The organism is Streptomyces sp. NEAU-W12, assembly GCF_026242095.1.
Taxonomy (GTDB): domain Bacteria; phylum Actinomycetota; class Actinomycetes; order Streptomycetales; family Streptomycetaceae; genus Streptomyces.
In genome coordinates this window covers 18697-34761 of the sequence record NZ_JAPJDM010000015.1, presented here as the reverse complement: position 1 = coordinate 34761, position 16065 = coordinate 18697, and the positions used below count along the sequence as shown (strand labels likewise).

Sequence of the window (16065 nt, the reverse complement as noted above, 5' to 3'; positions counted from 1 at the left end):
CGGCCCGGGGGGGGGGGGGGGCCCCGGCCCGCCCCCCCCCCCCCCCCCTGGCCCGCCGTCGTTACGTCACTTCTTCTTGCCGCGCTTCTCGCGCACCCGCACCGAGATGTGGATGGGGGTGCCCTCGAAGCTGAACTCCTCGCGCAGCCGGCGCTCGATGAACCGTCGGTAGCCCGCCTCGATGAAGCCGGAGGCGAACAGCACGAACCGCGGCGGCCTGGTGCCCGCCTGCGTACCGAACAGGATGCGCGGCTGCTTGCCGCCCCGCACGGGGTGCGGGTGGGCGGCGACCAGCTCGCCGAGGAAGGCATTCAGCCTCCCCGTCGGGACGCGGGTCTCCCAGCCCGCCAGGGCCGTCTCGATCGCCGGTACCAGCTTCTCCATGTGGCGTCCGGTGCGGGCCGACACGTTCACCCGCGGCGCCCAGGCGACCTGGCCGAGTTCGGTCTCGATCTCCCGCTCCAGGTAGTAGCGGCGCTCCTCGTCGAGGGTGTCCCACTTGTTGAATGCGAGGACGATCGCGCGCCCCGCCTCGACGGCCATGGTGACGATGCGCTGGTCCTGCACCGAGATGGAGTCGGCGGCGTCGAGGAGGACGACGGCGACCTCGGCCTTCTCGACGGCGGCGGCGGTACGCAGCGAGGCGTAGTAGTCGGCGCCCTGCTGGAGGTGGACACGCTTGCGGATGCCCGCGGTGTCGACGAACTTCCAGGTCTTTCCGCCCAGCTCGATCAGCTCGTCGACGGGGTCCCGGGTGGTTCCGGCGATCTCGTTGACGACGACGCGCTCCTCACCGGCGACCTTGTTCAGCAGCGAGGACTTGCCGACGTTCGGGCGGCCGATCAGGGCGATCCGGCGCGGGCCGCCGACCGCGGCGTTGAAGGTCTGCGCGGGGGCCTGGGGCAGCGCCTCCAGGACCTGGTCCAGCATGTCGCCGGTGCCGCGGCCGTGCAGGGCGGAGACCGGGTGCGGTTCGCCCAGGCCCAGGGCCCACAGGTAGGAGGCGTCGGCCTCGCCGCTCGGGCCGTCCACCTTGTTGGCGCACAGGACGACCGGCTTGCCGGCCTTGCGCAGCAGCCGGACGACGGCCTCGTCGGTGTCGGTCGCGCCCACCTTGGCGTCCACCACGAACACCACGGCGTCGGCCGCCTCGATCGCGTACTCGGCCTGCGCCGCCACGGAGGCGTCGATACCGAGGACGTCCTGCTCCCAGCCGCCGGTGTCGACGACCTTGAAGCGGCGGCCCGACCACTCGGCCTCGTAGGTGACGCGGTCGCGGGTGACGCCCGGCTTGTCCTCGACGACCGCCTCGCGGCGGCCGATGATGCGGTTCACCAGGGTCGACTTGCCGACATTGGGCCGGCCGACGACGGCGAGCACCGGCAGCGGGCCGTGTCCGGCCGCCTCGATGGCGCCCTCGACGTCCTCGAGGTCGAAGCCCTCCTCCGCGGCGAGCTCCATGAACTCCGCGAACTCGGCGTCGCCGAGCGCCCCGTGCTCGTGCTCGTGCTCGGCCGAGCCGTCGGGCTGGATGTGGTCGTTCATGAAGTCCGTACCTCGTTGTCCATCGTGGTGGTCGGTGGAACACCCGATTCCGGGTGTTCCACTACTCAGTGTCCGCTAACGCCCGGTGAGACGCCTGGCGTTTTCCAGGTGCGCGGTGAGCTGCTTCTGGATGCGCTCGGTCGCCTCGTCCAGCGCCTTGCGGGTGCGCCTGCCGCTGCCGTCGCCCGCGTCGAACGGGTCGCCGAAGACGACGTCGACGCGGGAGCGCAGCGGGGGCAGCGTCCTTATCAACCGTCCGCCCCGCCCGGAACTTCCCAGGACCGCGACGGGCACGATCGGCGCGCCGCCGCGCAGGGCGAAGTAGGCGAGCCCCGCGCGCAGCGCGGCGAAGTCGCCCTCCCCGCGGGTGCCCTCGGGGAAGATGCCGAGGACGCCGCCCTGCTCCAGGACGCCCAGCGCCCGGGAAATGGCCGTGCGGTCGGTGGTGTTCCGGTCCACCTTCACCTGGCCGATGCCGGTCAAGAACGGGTCGAGCGGCCCGACGAACGCCTCCCGCTTGATCAGGAAGTGCGTCGGCCGGGGCGACACGCCCATGACCATCGGGCCGTCGATGTTGTGGGAGTGGTTCACGGCGAGGAGCACCGGGCCGGCCGTGGGCATCCGCCAGGCGCCCAGCACGCGCGGCTTCCAGAAGCCGTACATCAGGCCGACGCCGATACGCCGCCCGACCTCGGCGCCCCGCGCCGACGGAAGCCCGGTCACCGGCCGGCTCGCTTCTCCTCGACGAGGGTGACGACGCACTCGATGACCTGGTGCAGGGACAGGTCGGTGGTGTCCACCTCAACCGCGTCGTCCGCCTTGGCCAGCGGGGAGGTCTTGCGGCTGGAGTCGGCCGCGTCCCGCTTGACCAGGGCCTCGCGCGTGGCGTGCAGGTCGGCGCCCTTGAGCTCGCCGCTGCGGCGGGCGGCCCGCGCCTCCGGGGAGGCGGTGAGGAAGATCTTCAGGTCGGCGTCGGGCAGCACGGTGGTCCCGATGTCCCGTCCCTCGACGACGATGCCGGTGACGGCGGAGGCGGCGATCGTGCGCTGCAGCTCGGTGATCCGGGCGCGCACCTCGGGGACCGCGCTGACCGCGCTGACCTTGGAGGTGACGTCCTGCTCGCGGATCGGGCCGGCCACGTCGACACCGTCGACCGTGATGGCGGGGCTCTCCGGGGCGGTGCCGGAGACGATCTCGGGCTTGCCGGCCGCGGCGGCGATCGCGGCGGTGTCGGCGGTGTCGATGCCGTTGGTGACCATCCACCAGGTGATCGCCCGGTACTGGGCGCCGGTGTCCAGGTAGCTCAGGCCGAGCTGTGCCGCCACCGCCTTCGACGTGCTCGACTTGCCCGTGCCGGACGGGCCGTCGATGGCGACAATCACTGGCGTGGAGCTTTCCACAGTGGGGACCTTCCTGGACCTGGCTGCCGGGGGCGGGGCGTGCGAGTGCCCCGCACAAGGTTACTGGGTGTGCGTCCCCCGATCGGCCGTACCCGGGCCCGGCAGCCCGTCACCCCCGCGCTCACTGCCCGCCGCCGCCGTCCGGCAGGTGTCACTGCCGGATCGACCAGCCCCGTTCCCGTAGCGCCGCGGTGAGCACCGCAGCCGCCTTGGGCTCCACCATGAGCTGCACCAGGCCGGCCTGCTGCCCGGTCGCGTGCTCGATCCGGACGTCCTCGATGTTGACACCCGCGCGGCCGGCGTCCGCGAAGATGCGTGCCAGCTGGCCCGGCTGGTCGTCGATGAGCACCGCCACGATCTCGTACGCACGCGGGGCCGAGCCGTGCTTGCCCGGGACCCGGACCTGGCCCGCGTTGCCGCGGCGCAGCACGCCCTCGACGCCGGTGCTGCCCTCGCGCCGCTTGTCCTCGTCGCAGGACTGCAGCGCGCGCAGGGACCGTACGGTCTCCTCCAGGTCGGCGCCGATGTCGGTGAGCAGGTCGGCGACCGGACCCGGGTTCGCGGAGAGGATGTCGATCCACATCCGGGGGTCGGAGGCGGCGATCCTGGTCACGTCCCGGATGCCCTGACCGCACAGCCGTACGGCGGCCTCCTCGGCGTGTTCCAGGCGCGCGGCGACCATGCTGGCCACCAGGTGCGGCATGTGGGAGACGAGGGCCACGGCACGGTCGTGGGCGTCGGCCTCCATGACGACCGGGACGGCCCTGCAGTGCGAGACCAGTTCGAGGGCGAGGTTCAGCACCTCGGTGTCGGTGTCCCGGGTGGGCGTGAGCACCCAGGGGCGGCCCTCGAAGAGATCCGCGCCGGCGGCCAGCGGGCCGGACTTCTCACGGCCGGACATGGGGTGCGTACCGATGTACGCCGAGAGGTCGAGGCCCCGCTGCTCCAGTTCACGGCGCGGCCCGCCCTTGACACTGGCGACGTCGATGTAGCCGCGTGCCAGGCCGCGCTCCATGGCGTCGGCGAGCACTCCGGCCACGTGGGCGGGCGGGGCGGCGACGATCACCAGGTCCACCGGCCCCTCGGGGGCGCCGTCGGTACCGGCGCCGAGCGCGGCGGCCGTACGGGCCTGCTCCGGGTCGTGGTCGACGAGGTGGACGGTGACGCCCCGCTGGGACAGGGCGAGGGCGGCGGACGTGCCGATCAGTCCGGTACCGATGACGAGTGCGGTTCTCACTGGGCGATGTCCTTGCGCAGGGCCGCCGCGGCGCCGAGGTACACGTGGGCGATGTCGGCGCGCGGCCGGTCGGACTCCAGGTGCGCGAGGATGCGGACGACGCGGGGCAGGGCGCCCTCGACGTCCAGTTCCTGGGCGCAGATCAGGGGGACGTCGACGATGCCGAGCTTGCGGGCGGCGGCGGCCGGGAAGTCGCTGTGCAGGTCGGGCGTGGCCGTGAACCAGATGCTGATCAGGTCGTCCGTGGCCAGACCGTTGCGCTCGAGCACCGCGGTGAGCAACGCGCCGACCTGTTCCTCCATGTGGCCCGCCTCGTCCCGCTCGAGCTGGACGGCGCCCCGGACCGCTCGTACCGCCACGGCGATGCTCCTTGCTGACGTGCTGAATGTGCCGGATGTCTCGGACGTGCCGGGATTGCCGGGCGTACCGGCGCGCATGCCGGCCGTCCGGTCGTCCAGCCTAGCCAGAACGGGCACGGCCGGCGTCCGGCGCCCGGCCGTCGAGACGGCCGAGACAGCCGAGACAGGGGACGGACAAGTGCTCCGCTCCCCCAGGAACCGCCCGGGGCCCTCCCTCCGGGGTGACGGCACGGCCGGCCCGGCGCGACGCACGGCCCCTCTCGCAACGGGCGCGGCAGCGCCGGACCGCCCGACGGGCCGGAAAGCGGATCGCGGTGGTGGGAAATCCGGTTCGCCCGGCGCGAGCCGGCCCGTACGCTCCCGGGCATGCACTCCGCCGAGTACCTGGTCCGCGACCACACGGTCTACGCCTGCGTCATGGGCTCGCGTGCCTTCGGTCTGGCCACGGAGGGCAGCGACACCGACCGCCGGGGCGTCTTCCTCGCCCCCACTCCCCTGTTCTGGCGCTTCGAGAAGCCGCCGGCCCATGTCGAGGGACCGGCCGAGGAGCAGTTCAGCTGGGAGCTGGAACGCTTCTGCGAGCTGGCCCTGCGCGCCGATCCCAACATCCTGGAATGCCTGCACTCACCGCTCGTGGAGTACGCCGACGACACCGGCCGCGAACTGCTCGCCCTGCGCGGCGCGTTCCTCTCGCGCCGGATCCACGAGACGTTCACCCGGTACGCGTACGGCCAGCGCCGCAGACTCGAGGCCGACGTCCGCGTCCACGGGGCGCCCCGCTGGAAGCACGCGATGCATCTGCTCCGTCTGCTGGCCTCCGCCCGCGACGTGCTGCGCACCGGCGAGCTCACCGTCGACGTGGGCGAGCGGCGCGAGCCGTTGCTCGCGGTGAAGCGGGGCGAGGTTCCCTGGTCCGAGGTCGAGGCCCGGATGACCCGGCTGGAGCGGGAGGCCGGTGAGGCGCTGCGCCGTACGACGCTCCCGGCACGGCCCGACCGCCGCCGGGTCGAGGACTTCCTCGTCGGTGCCCGCCGGGCCTCCGCCCTGCGGACACCGTAGGGGCGACCGCTCAGAGGCTCTCCCGGGCCCCTGTCAGGGCCTTTCCCCGGCATCCCAGAGCGCCCCCAGCGCCAGCAGTTCGTCCCGGTACTCGATGCGGTCGGCCCAGGCGTTCGGCCAGGCGTCCGCCCCGAGGTGCGCGCCCGCGAAGGCACCCGCCAGGCAGGCGATGGAGTCGGAGTCGCCAGAGGTGCAGGCGGCGCGGCGCAGGGCGGTGAGCGGTTCGTCGACGAAGAGCAGGAAGCACAGCAGCCCGGTCGCCAGGGCCTCCTCCGCGATCCAGCCCTCCCCCGTCGCCAGGCACGGGTCGGTCTCCGGCGAGACGGTGCGCACGGCGCGCTGGAGGCGTTCCAGGACCTCCAGGCACTCGTCCCAGCCGCGCGTGATGAAGTGTTCGGGGCTGGGGTCCCCCGTGCGGGTCCACAGATCACCGAGCCACACCGCGTGGTAACGGGTGCGGTTCTCGTAGGCGTAGGAGCGCAGCAGGCCGATCAGCCCGGTCGGTTCGGCACCTTCGGCGAGCAGGTGTACGGCGTGGGCGGTGAGGTCGGAGGCGGCGAGCGCGGTCGGGTGCCCGTGGGTGAGGGCCGACTGCAACTGGGCGGCGCCCGCGCGCTGTTCCTCGCTCAGCCCGGGGGCGAGTCCGAGGGGGGCGACCCGCATGTTGGCGCCGCAGCCCTTGGAGCCGACCTGGCTGGCGTCCTGCCAGGGGCGGTCCTCCCCGGCCAGCAGGTGGCATGCCTTGAGGCAGGTGCTCCCGGGCGCCCTGTTGTTCTCGGGCGAGCGGTACCAGTCCACGAACTCCTCGCGCACCGGCCGCTCCAGCCGCTTCGGAGCGAGCCGTCCCCGGTCCATCGCCGTGCGCAGCCCGCGCCCCAGGGCGAGCGTCATCTGGGTGTCGTCGGTGACGGTCGCGGGCGTCGGGAGCTCCATCCCGCGCCACGGCCCGCACGTGGCGAGGATCGAGGGGACGTCGTTGAACTCGGTGGGGAAACCGAGCGCGTCCCCGAGGGCGAGGCCGGTGAGGGCGCCCGTGGCGGCACGCTTGGTGACGGTGGTGGTCATGCGGGACGTCCTTCCGGAGTGGGCCGGAGCAGCGGCGGGTGGAGGGCGGTGGCGGTGCCGGCCCGGTAGAGCGCGGCGGGTTTGCCCCGGCCGCCGGTGAGGCGTGCGGCCCCCGGGACCGCTTCGACGAAGCCCGGGGAGGCGAGCACCTTGCGCCGGAAGTTGGGCCGGTCGAGCGTGGTGCCCCACACGGTCTCGTAGACCTGCTGCAACTCGCCGAGGGTGAACTCGGGCGGGCAGAAGGCGGTGGCGAGGCAGGTGTACTCGAGCTTGGCGCCGACGCGGTCGCGGGCGTCGGCCAGGATCCGGTCGTGGTCGAAGGCGAGCGCCCGCGCGGAGCCGTGCGGCATCCAGCGGGCCTGCGCCGCGTCGCTGCCGCCGCGCACCTCGGGCGCGTCGGGCAGCAGCGCGGTGAAGGCGACCGAGACGACCCGCATCCGCGGATCGCGGCCGGGTTCGCTGTAGGTCCGCAACTGCTCCAGATGCAGTCCGGACACGTCCGTCAGCCCGGTCTCCTCGGCGAGTTCACGCCGGGCGGCGCTCTCCGCCGACTCGTCCGGCTGCACGAACCCGCCCGGCAGGGCCCAGCGGCCCGCGTACGGCTCCTCGCCGCGCTCGACGAGCAGGACGCGCAGCGAGCCCTCGCGGAGCGTGAGAACAGCGAGGTCGACGGTGACGGCGAAGGGCTCGTAGGCGTACTTGTCGTAGCCGGCCATGAACCACACCCCCTTTTATAGTCAGGACGACTATAAAAGGGGGTGTGGTTCCCTCACAAGCCCCGGGTCTCAGCCTCCGCGCCTCAGAGCTCGACTTCCTGCATCAGCATGCCGACCTCGGTGTTCGACAGCCGCCGCAGCCAGCCCGACTTCTGGTCGCCCAGGGTGATCGGCCCGAAGCCGGTGCGCACCAGCTTGTCGACCGGGAAGCCCGCCTCGGCGAGCATGCGGCGCACGATGTGCTTGCGCCCCTCGTGCAGGGTCACCTCGACGAGGTAGTTCTTGCCGGTCTGCTCCACGATGCGGAAGTGGTCCGCGCGCGCGTAACCGTCCTCCAGCTGGATGCCGTCCTTCAGCCGCTTGCCCAGGTCGCGCGGGACCGGACCGACGATGTGCGCGAGGTAGGTCTTCTTCACCCCGTAGCGCGGGTGGGTCAGCCGGTGCGCCAGCTCACCGTGGTTGGTGAGCAGGATGACGCCCTCGGTCTCGGTGTCGAGCCGGCCGACGTGGAACAGCCGGGTCTCCCGGTTGGTGACGTAGTCGCCGAGGCACTGACGCCCCTCGGGGTCCTCCATCGTGGAGACGACACCGGCGGGCTTGTTCAGCGAGAAGAACTGGTAGGACTGGGTGGCGACGGTCAGCCCGTCCACCTTGACCTCGTCCTTCTCGGGGTCGACCCGGCGGCCCTGCTCCAGCACGATCTCGCCGTTGATCTCGACCCGCGCCTGCTCGATCAACTCCTCGCAGGCGCGCCGGGAACCGTACCCCGCGCGGGCGAGGACCTTCTGCAGTCGCTCGCCCTCCTGCTCGGCGCCCGGGAAGGTCTTCGGGGGCCTGACGTCCTTCTTCTCCGCGTACCGGTCGCGGTTGCGCTCCTCGATCCGCGTCTCGTACTCGCGCGAGCGGCCGGGAACGGTACGGCCCCCGCCGCCCTTCTGCCCGGACCGGGAGCCCTGGGAGAAGCCACCGGACGGCTTGGCGCCGGTGCGGCCGGACTTCGGGCCCTCCTTGGTGGCCCCGGGCCCCACGTCGTAGCGGCGCTCCTCCGGGCGGGGCTTGCGGGGGCGGCCCTGCCCCTGCTTCTGGTCCCTGTTGCCGCCGGAACCGCGGGGGTTACCGCGTCCACCGCTCTTGCCGCTGCCGCTGCTTCGCATCACATGTCCGTCGTTGTCGTTTTAGGCGTGTTCGTCGGATGGGCCGTCGTCCGGGTCCGGGGCGTCCGGATCGAACGACGGTACGGCTTCCTGGGTCTCGGCCTCGATCGCCTCCGCCTCGGGGAGGAAGGGCGCGAGCTCCGGGAGCTCGTCCAGACCGCGCAGGCCCATCCGCTCCAGGAAGTAGTTCGTCGTCGTGTACAGGATCGCACCTGTTTCGGGTTCCGTGCCCGCCTCCTCGACCAGACCGCGCTGCAGCAGGGTGCGCATGACGCCGTCGCAGTTCACTCCGCGCACGGCGGAGACCCTGCTGCGGCTGACCGGCCGGCGGTAGGCGACCACGGCGAGGGTTTCCAGGGCGGCCTGGGTGAGCCGGGCCTGCCGGCCGTCCAGGACGAAGCCCTCGACGGCCGCGGCGTACTCGGGACGGCTGTAGAAACGCCAGCCGCCGGCGACGAGCCGCAGCTCGAAGCCGCGGCCCTGGACGGTGTACTCGTCGGCCAGCGCGCGGAGCGCGTCCGCGACCTGCCGCTCGGGCCGCTCCAGAATCCTCGCCAGGTACTCCTCGGTCGCGGGCTCGTCCACGACCATGAGAACCGCCTCGAGCGCGGGCCTCAGGTCGAGGTCCGCGGCGGTGCCCAGCCCCGCGGGGACAGCGACTGTGTCCTCACTCACGTCTTGCCCTCCCTTTTCTCCTTCTGCGGCTCCTGCGGCTCCTTCTGCGGTTCTTCCGGTGGCCCGGGCGGGCGGTCGAACTCGTCGGTGACCGTGGGGGCGGCGTCCCCGTCGCCGCCCGTCCAGCGCACGGTCAGTTCACCGAGCGCGGTCTCCTGGTCGAGGGCGACGGCCTTCTCCCGGTACAGCTCCAGGAGCGCGAGGAACCGGGCGACGACGGTCAGCGTGTCGTCCGTGTCCTCGGTCAGGGTCCAAAAACCGGCCTCGCCGAGCTCCTTCAGCCGCGCGACCACGATCCCGGCCTGCTCCTGCACGCTGACCAGCGGCGCGTGGATGTGGTCGACGTACACCTGCGGCTTGGGCCTGGGCTGCATCGCCTTGACGGCGAGCCTCGCGAACCCCTGCGCGCCGATACCGATGACGACCTCGGGCAGCAGCTCGGCGTGCTGCGGCTCGAGCCCCACGGTACGGGGGTGTCGCCGGGCCTCCTCGTCCAGCCGCCGGCTGAAGATCTCCGCGATCCGCTTGTACGCGCGGTACTGGAGCAGACGGGCGAACAACAGGTCCCGGGCCTCCAGCAGGGCGAGGTCCGCCTCGTCCTCCACCTCGGCGGCGGGCAGCAGGCGGGCCGCCTTGAGGTCGAGCAGCGTGGCCGCGACGACCAGGAACTCGGTCGTCTCGTCCAGGTCCCAGTCCGGTCCCAGCGCCCGGATGTACGCCATGAACTCATCGGTCACCCTGGACAGCGCGACCTCGGTGACGTCCAGCCTGTGCTTCGAGATCAGCTGAAGCAGCAGGTCGAAAGGCCCTTCGAAGTTCGACAACCGGACCTTGAACCGGCCGTCGTCCTCCGCCTCGGCCGCCTCGGCCGCCCCGGCCGCCGTGGCCTCGTCGGCCGCCCCGGCACCGGAGGCCGCCACAGGTGCCGTGCCGGGTCCGGCCGGACCGTCGCCCGTCCCGGGAGCCGCGAGTGCCGTCCCGAACGGCGGACCGGCGTCCGGACCCGGTACGTCGTCCCGGTCGGCCGGTGCGGGCCCCGGAGTCCGTGCGGCAACCGGAGCCCGGACCGCGGCGGGGGGCGCGGCCGCACGGTGGGCGCCGGCCGCCGCTTCCCTCTCGGTGCCCTCGGTGTCCGTCTCCACTCCCGCGTCCGCGGGCCGCGCGGCGGGCGGCGCCGCGCCCGGCCCCCGCCCCAGCGCGCGACGGCGGCCGGGCCGCGGACTGCGGCCGGTGGCGGGGGTGTCGTTCGAGGTCATGGCCTCCGCAGGCTACCGCTACCGTCCCCGCAGGCGTCGTACGAGGATGCTGGCGTCTCCGCGGGCTTCGAGGTCGGCGAGGACCACGGCGACCGCCTCGCGGACGATCCTGCCCCGGTCGACGGCCAGGCCGTGCTCCCCCCGGAGTACCAGACGGGCGTGCTCGAGGTCCATGAGCTCCTCGGCGGACACGTACACCGTGATCTTCTCGTCGTGCCGCTCGCGGCCGCTGGGCCGCCGGGCCGCCGCTCTTCCGCGCTTGCGCGGGGCCGCCTCCGCGGCCGGCCCCTCCGGCGCGCCCTGCCGTCGCGCGGAGCGTTCCGGCGCGGCGCGGCTGCGGGACTCGCCCGCTTCGGCCGGCTCCGCGTCCGTGGCGACGTGCTCGGCGCCCTCTCCGTCACCACCCTGCGCGGGCACCGACTGCGGAGTGTCCTCCTGGGCCGCGGCCGCGTCGCCCTCCCCCGCGGGAGCGGGGACCCGGGCCTCACCGCCCCCCTGGCGCCTGGGGGTGGACGCCTGGAGCGCCATCCCCCCTGTCGTACGGAAGAGTTCGTCGGCCCCCGGCAGACTCACTCGGCGTGACACCGGGCGAGCACCTCCCTGGCAAGCTGGCGGTAGGCGGCGGCACCGACGGAGTTGGACGCGTACGTGGTGATCGGCTCACCGGCGACGGTGGTCTCCGGGAAGCGGACCGTACGCCCGATGACCGTGTGGTAGACGTGGTCGTCGAAGGCCTCGACGACCCTCGCGAGCACCTCACGGCTGTGCACCGTGCGCGAGTCGTACATCGTGGCGAGGATCCCGTCGAGCTCCAGCTCGGGGTTGAGCCGCTCCTGGACCTTCTCGATGGTCTCGGTGAGCAGGGCCACACCGCGCAGGGCGAAGAACTCGCACTCCAAGGGCACGATCACCTTGTGCGCGGCCGTCAGCGCGTTGACCGTGAGCAGGCCGAGCGAGGGCTGGCAGTCGATCACGATGTAGTCGTAGTCGTCCATGAGCGGCTTCAGGGCGCGCTGCAGGGTCGACTCGCGGGCGACCTCGGAGACCAGCTGGACCTCGGCCGCCGACAGGTCGATGTTGCTGGGCAGCAGGTCCATGTTGGGGACCGCCGTCTTCAGCAGCACCTCGTCGGCCGCCATGCCCCGCTCCATGAGCAGGTTGTAGACGGTGAGGTCGAGTTCCATCGGGTTGACGCCGAGTCCGACCGACAGCGCGCCCTGCGGGTCGAAGTCGACGAGCAGCACCCGGCGTCCGTACTCCGCGAGCGCGGCACCCAGGTTGATGGTCGACGTGGTCTTGCCGACGCCGCCCTTCTGGTTGCACATCGCGATGATCTTCGCGGGGCCGTGGTCGGTCAGCGGGCCCGGGATGGGGAAGTACGGCAGCGGGCGTCCGGTAGGGCCGACGCGTTCACGGCGCTGGCGGGCCGCGTCGGGCGCGAGGGTGGCCGCGTACTCGGGATCCGGCTCGTACTCGGCGTCGGGATCGTAGAAGTGCCCCTCGGGCAGTTCGTCGTAGTCGGCGAATTGGTTGTGGGGCGCGCCACTTCCGTCGCCGGCCATGGCGTTCACGTGATGGCCATCCATGCTCTGGTGTGCAGTGGGAGTCGCCTGCTGGATCTGATGGGCTGCGAAGGTGCGCACGGCGACGGAGCCGACAGGGGAGGACCCCGCGGAACCCCGGTCCCGTGCAGTCATTCCTGGGTGACCACCCCCGGGAGTAAATGTCGACTCATTCACAAGTCGTCTTACCTCCTTGGTGACCAGGAAACTTCTAGACAGGTCAGCGTGGCATCATGCCGACGGTTGGCGACTCTATGGCGTGTCGGCGGTCCGCAGCAACACAATCCGCCGGACCCGACTCGATGTGTCGACAATGAAACATCCCTCTGTCAAGGGCGTACGACCGTCGTACGGCAGGTTTCACCGGTGTGCGAATCGGCGGAAGAGGGACGTTCGAGGCGAGTTGCCCCGGATTCGTGAAGTGACCATACACACATCTCGCCGTGCCCGACGGGCAAGGCGGGTCCGGATGCGCGACGTTGACGAACGAAGTTGACGTATCGCCTTGGGTGAGAGGCGACTTGGTCGACTTAACGCCCGGAAGACACTTCCGGGCGTCGGGTCGGGTCGGGTGGCGCGGCCGGTTCAGCCGAGCAGCCGGGCGAGTTCGACGTGGTCCAGGCCGTGCGCTTCGGCGACCTCCTGGTACACGACCTTGCCGTCGTGCGTGTTCAGGCCCCTGGCAAGGGCGGGGTCGCGGCGCAGCGCCTCCACCCAGCCGCGGTTCGCGAGTTCGACGACGTACGGCAGCGTGGCGTTGGTGAGCGCGTAGGTGGAGGTGTTGGGCACGGCGCCGGGCATGTTGGCGACGCAGTAGAAGACCGATTCGTGGACCGTGAAGATCGGCTCGGCGTGCGTGGTCGGGTGGGAGTCCTCGAAGCAGCCGCCCTGGTCGATCGCGATGTCGACAAGGACACTCCCGCTCTTCATCCGCGAGACGAGGTCGTTGGTGACCAGCTTCGGCGCCTTGGCGCCGGGGATCAGCACCGCGCCGATGACGAGGTCGGCCTCGAGGCAGGCCTTCTCCAGCTCGAAGGCGTTGGAGACGACGGTCTGGATCTTCGTGCCGAAGACCCGGTCCGCCTCCCGGAGCTTGTTGATGTCCTTGTCGAGCAGGGTCACGTGGAAGCCCATGCCGACGGCGATCTGCGCGGCGCTCCAGCCGGAGACGCCTCCGCCGATGACGACGGCACGGCCGGCCGGCACGCCGGGGACCCCGCCGGGCAGCACGCCGCGGCCGCCGCCGGCCCGCATCAGGTGGTAGGCGCCGACCTGGGCGGACAGCCGGCCCGCGACCTCGGACATGGGGGCGAGCAGCGGCAGCGCGCGGCTGGGCAGCTCGACGGTCTCGTAGGCGATGGCGGTGGTACCGGAGGCCAGCAGGGCGTCCGTGCACTCCCTGGAGGCGGCCAGGTGCAGGTAGGTGAAGAGCGTCTGGTCCTTGCGCAGCCGGTGGTACTCCTCGGCGACGGGCTCCTTGACCTTGAGCAGCAGGTCGGCGGCGGCCCACACCTCGTCGGCGGTGTCCAGTATCCGCCCGCCCGCGGCGGCGTACTCGCCGTCCGGGATCGAGGAGCCCACGCCGGCGCCGCGCTCGATGACGACCTGGTGGCCGTGGCGCACCAGCTCGTGCACGCCGGCCGGGGTGATGGCCACCCGGAACTCGTTGTTCTTGACCTCGCGGGGGATGCCGACCTTCACGTCGATCACGGTCCTTGGTTCGGAGGGTACGAGATGTTCCTGCACATACCCGGGCACACGCGTGCACACCGGGAGAGACCGCAGAAGATGGTGCGGCAAGGCCATCTTAATGAAGGTGTTCCCGCTGTACAGCCTTACAAAGCATCAATCTTGTCCGGAGGGGCTGCGGATTTCGTAGGTGTCGCCTGAGTGTTTCGAATCGGTTCCAGGCTCCTGGGCCTCTTCTTCCAGCATCCGCTCCGCCGAGCTCCGGTGCAGCGCGGCCGACGCCGGGTCGCCGAGATGGCCGAAGGTGTCGGCGAGCCTGAGGTGCAGCGCAGCCTGCAGCCGGGCGTCCTCGGCCCGCCGGGCCCACTCCACCCCCTCCCGGCAGGTACGCAGCGACTCCTCGGGGCGGCCGGCGTACTCCTGGACCCGGGCCAGTTCGCTCAACGCGCGCGCCCGGGCGGCCACATCGCCGTTCCTGCGGTGCCCGGCGACCGCCGCCCGCCAGTTGCGCAGCGCCTCGCCGTAGCGGCCGGCGTAGGTGTGGGCGGCGGCGATCCGGCCGTACAGGCGGGCGGCGTCCGCGCGCTCGCCCCGGGCGAGCCGCTCGGCCAGGGCCCGGCCGAACCAGTCGGCGGCCCGGTCGAAGTCACCGAGCTCCAGATGGGCGCCTCCCACGGATTCCGTCGCGCGGCCTGTCGCGTAGGAATCGTTCGCCGCCCGGCCGGCGTCCAGCGCGGCCCGGTACCGCGCCAGCGCGTCGGCCGTGCGGCCGGTACGGGCGTCGAGGTCGCCGAGGTTGAGCAGGGCCGCGGCCTGCTCGCGGGGCAGCCTCCGGCGCTCGGCCACGTCGAGAACCAGGTGGTGGATGCCGTAGAGATCGCCGGCGGCGGCCTGGGTGCCGAGGTGGGCCACCATGGCGCGCACCAGCTGGGACATGAGGCGGCGGGCCAGGGTGTCCAGCGTCCCTTCGGCGACCGCGAGGCGGGCCGAGGCCAGCAGGGCCGGCCGACGGACGCGCAGCCAGTCGGCGGCGTCGCGAGGACTGGAGAAGCGCAGGGAACGCGGCGTCCCGAGGAGCTTCTCGCGTGCCTGGGGGCTGTCGGTCTCGGTGATGGCCCTGCAGGACTGGAGCAGCCGTACGGTCCGCTCCAGCATGCGGGCGCGGGCCAGCTGGAGCTCACCGGGCCGTTCGTGGGCCTCGGCGAGTCGCTTCAGCAGGGGGTGCAGGCAGCCGGGCACCTCGTACTGCGGCAACGAGGTCCCCACGGGGTGCAGCAGGCCCACGGAGACGAAGTCGTCCAGGGTGGTACGCGCGCTGCTCACCGTGCAGCCGGCGAGCGCGGAGGCGGTGTGCGGGTCGGCCAGGCCGGCCGGGGCGAGGCTCAGCAGGCGCAGCATCCGGGCGGCGGGGGCGGGCAGCGCGTCGTGGACCAGCCGAAGGACGCGGCCGGTCGCGGTGCCCTCGTCCGTCCCGGCGTACAGGTGCCGGGCGAGGTCGGCGACGGCGGTCTGGGGCCGGGCGGCGAGCCAGCCTCCGGCCAGGACCAGGGCGGCGGGCTCCCCCTGGCACCGCTCGGCCAGGTCCTCCGCGGCCCGCGGGTCGACGGTGACGCGGACCGAGCCGGCGATCCCGGACAGCAGTTCCACGGCGGACTTGGTGTCGAGGCCGCCGAGGGTGCAGGGGCGGACGTCGCAGATGCCGGTCAGCGGGCCCTGGGAGATGGCGACCACCAGGCACTCGGGGTTGTCGGGCAGGAGGGCGTCGACCTGCTCGGCGTCGGCCGCGTCGTCCAGCAGGAGCAGCGTCCGGCGGCCGGCCAGGGCGGTCCGCAGCGCCTCGGCGAGATCCTCCTCGGAGGCGCCCGCCGGGGCGGGCGCCTCGAGCGACTCGAGCAGCTCCCGCGCGGAGCGCTCGACGGGCACGCGCGTGCCGTCGGTCTCGCTGAGCCGTGCACGCAGCACCCCGTCGGGGTAGCGGTCGGCGACCTGGCGGACGAGTTCCTCACCGAGCGTCGTCCGGCCGGATCCGGGCCGGCCGGCGATGAGCAGCACACGGGCGCGGGGGGCCTTGCGGCCGGAGAGGGTGTCGAGTCCGGCGCGCTCGATGTCGGCCCGGAGTTCCTTCAACTCCCGTGTGCGGCCCAGGAACCGGGCCTCCATGGCAGCGTCCGGGGAGAGCCGCACACCGTCCGTGTCCACCGCCTGATCCGTCACGGGCCACACTCCCGTCCCACCGCACGCGCAAGCCCGCCGGGACTCCGGATCGGGCGTTTTCCAGAGCCTAGTTCACGCTCTGCTACGTTCCGTGTGGAGCACGGCGGACGCGTCCCTCGATCGGATCAGCAGAT

At 72.5% G+C, this 16065-nt stretch carries 15 protein-coding genes; 1 reads left to right on the top strand and 14 read right to left on the bottom strand.

From position 1 onward, the window contains the following. Positions 1-66 precede the first annotated feature (66 nt). The 5 genes from der to aroH form a co-directional block, all read right to left on the bottom strand. Entirely contained in the window at positions 67-1545 is a 1479-nt protein-coding gene (gene der, locus ORI94_RS19940; RefSeq protein WP_266077456.1) for a ribosome biogenesis GTPase Der, read from the bottom strand. A gap of 75 nt (positions 1546-1620) precedes the next feature. Beyond that, complete coding sequence (locus ORI94_RS19935; RefSeq protein ID WP_266077454.1) at positions 1621-2268, bottom strand: lysophospholipid acyltransferase family protein; 648 nt, start codon at positions 2266-2268, stop codon at positions 1621-1623. Further along, positions 2265-2945, bottom strand: coding sequence for a (d)CMP kinase (gene cmk, locus ORI94_RS19930; protein WP_266077452.1), 681 nt, complete (start codon positions 2943-2945; stop codon positions 2265-2267). The genes ORI94_RS19935 and cmk overlap by 4 nt, the downstream gene beginning before the upstream one ends. Before the next feature lie 151 nt (positions 2946-3096). Next, positions 3097-4182: a prephenate dehydrogenase gene (locus ORI94_RS19925; RefSeq protein WP_266077450.1), complete on the bottom strand. Its 1086-nt coding sequence runs from the start codon at positions 4180-4182 to the stop codon at positions 3097-3099. Beyond that, complete coding sequence (gene aroH, locus ORI94_RS19920) at positions 4179-4541, bottom strand: chorismate mutase (RefSeq protein WP_266077448.1); 363 nt, start codon at positions 4539-4541, stop codon at positions 4179-4181. The genes ORI94_RS19925 and aroH overlap by 4 nt, the downstream gene beginning before the upstream one ends. Before the next feature lie 366 nt (positions 4542-4907). Between aroH and ORI94_RS19915 the strand changes: the two genes are divergently transcribed. After that, the gene (locus tag ORI94_RS19915) at positions 4908-5600 is read left to right on the top strand and encodes a DNA polymerase beta superfamily protein (RefSeq protein WP_266077446.1); all 693 of its coding nucleotides are present in this window, start codon (positions 4908-4910) and stop codon (positions 5598-5600) included. A gap of 33 nt (positions 5601-5633) precedes the next feature. Here the strand turns inward: ORI94_RS19915 and ORI94_RS19910 are convergent, their stop codons facing one another. The 9 genes from ORI94_RS19910 to ORI94_RS19870 all read right to left on the bottom strand — a co-directional run bounded on the left by ORI94_RS19910 (position 5634) and on the right by ORI94_RS19870 (position 15931). Further along, the gene (locus ORI94_RS19910; protein WP_266077444.1) at positions 5634-6665 is read right to left on the bottom strand and encodes an ADP-ribosylglycohydrolase family protein; all 1032 of its coding nucleotides are present in this window, start codon (positions 6663-6665) and stop codon (positions 5634-5636) included. After that, positions 6662-7381: an NUDIX hydrolase gene (locus ORI94_RS19905; RefSeq protein ID WP_266077442.1), complete on the bottom strand. Its 720-nt coding sequence runs from the start codon at positions 7379-7381 to the stop codon at positions 6662-6664. Before ORI94_RS19905 ends, ORI94_RS19910 begins: the two co-directional genes overlap by 4 nt. 83 nt (positions 7382-7464) lie before the next feature. Beyond that, positions 7465-8535, bottom strand: coding sequence for a pseudouridine synthase (locus tag ORI94_RS19900; protein WP_266077439.1), 1071 nt, complete (start codon positions 8533-8535; stop codon positions 7465-7467). Between the two features lie 21 nt (positions 8536-8556). Further along, positions 8557-9210 carry an SMC-Scp complex subunit ScpB gene (gene scpB / locus ORI94_RS19895; RefSeq protein WP_266077437.1) on the bottom strand — a complete coding sequence of 218 codons (654 nt, stop codon included), beginning with the start codon at positions 9208-9210 and terminating at the stop codon, positions 8557-8559. Beyond that, entirely contained in the window at positions 9207-10466 is a 1260-nt protein-coding gene (locus ORI94_RS19890) for a segregation and condensation protein A (protein WP_266077435.1), read from the bottom strand. The genes scpB and ORI94_RS19890 overlap by 4 nt, the downstream gene beginning before the upstream one ends. 18 nt (positions 10467-10484) lie before the next feature. Beyond that, positions 10485-11039, bottom strand: a complete 555-nt coding sequence (locus ORI94_RS19885; protein WP_078878251.1) for a hypothetical protein — start codon at positions 11037-11039, stop codon at positions 10485-10487. Further along, positions 11036-12163, bottom strand: coding sequence for a ParA family protein (locus ORI94_RS19880; protein ID WP_266077433.1), 1128 nt, complete (start codon positions 12161-12163; stop codon positions 11036-11038). The genes ORI94_RS19885 and ORI94_RS19880 overlap by 4 nt, the downstream gene beginning before the upstream one ends. Before the next feature lie 450 nt (positions 12164-12613). Further along, positions 12614-13738, bottom strand: coding sequence for an alanine dehydrogenase (gene ald / locus ORI94_RS19875; protein WP_266077431.1), 1125 nt, complete (start codon positions 13736-13738; stop codon positions 12614-12616). A gap of 135 nt (positions 13739-13873) precedes the next feature. Continuing rightward, positions 13874-15931 carry a tetratricopeptide repeat protein gene (locus ORI94_RS19870; protein ID WP_266077429.1) on the bottom strand — a complete coding sequence of 686 codons (2058 nt, stop codon included), beginning with the start codon at positions 15929-15931 and terminating at the stop codon, positions 13874-13876. Between the last annotated feature and the right edge of the window lie 134 nt (positions 15932-16065).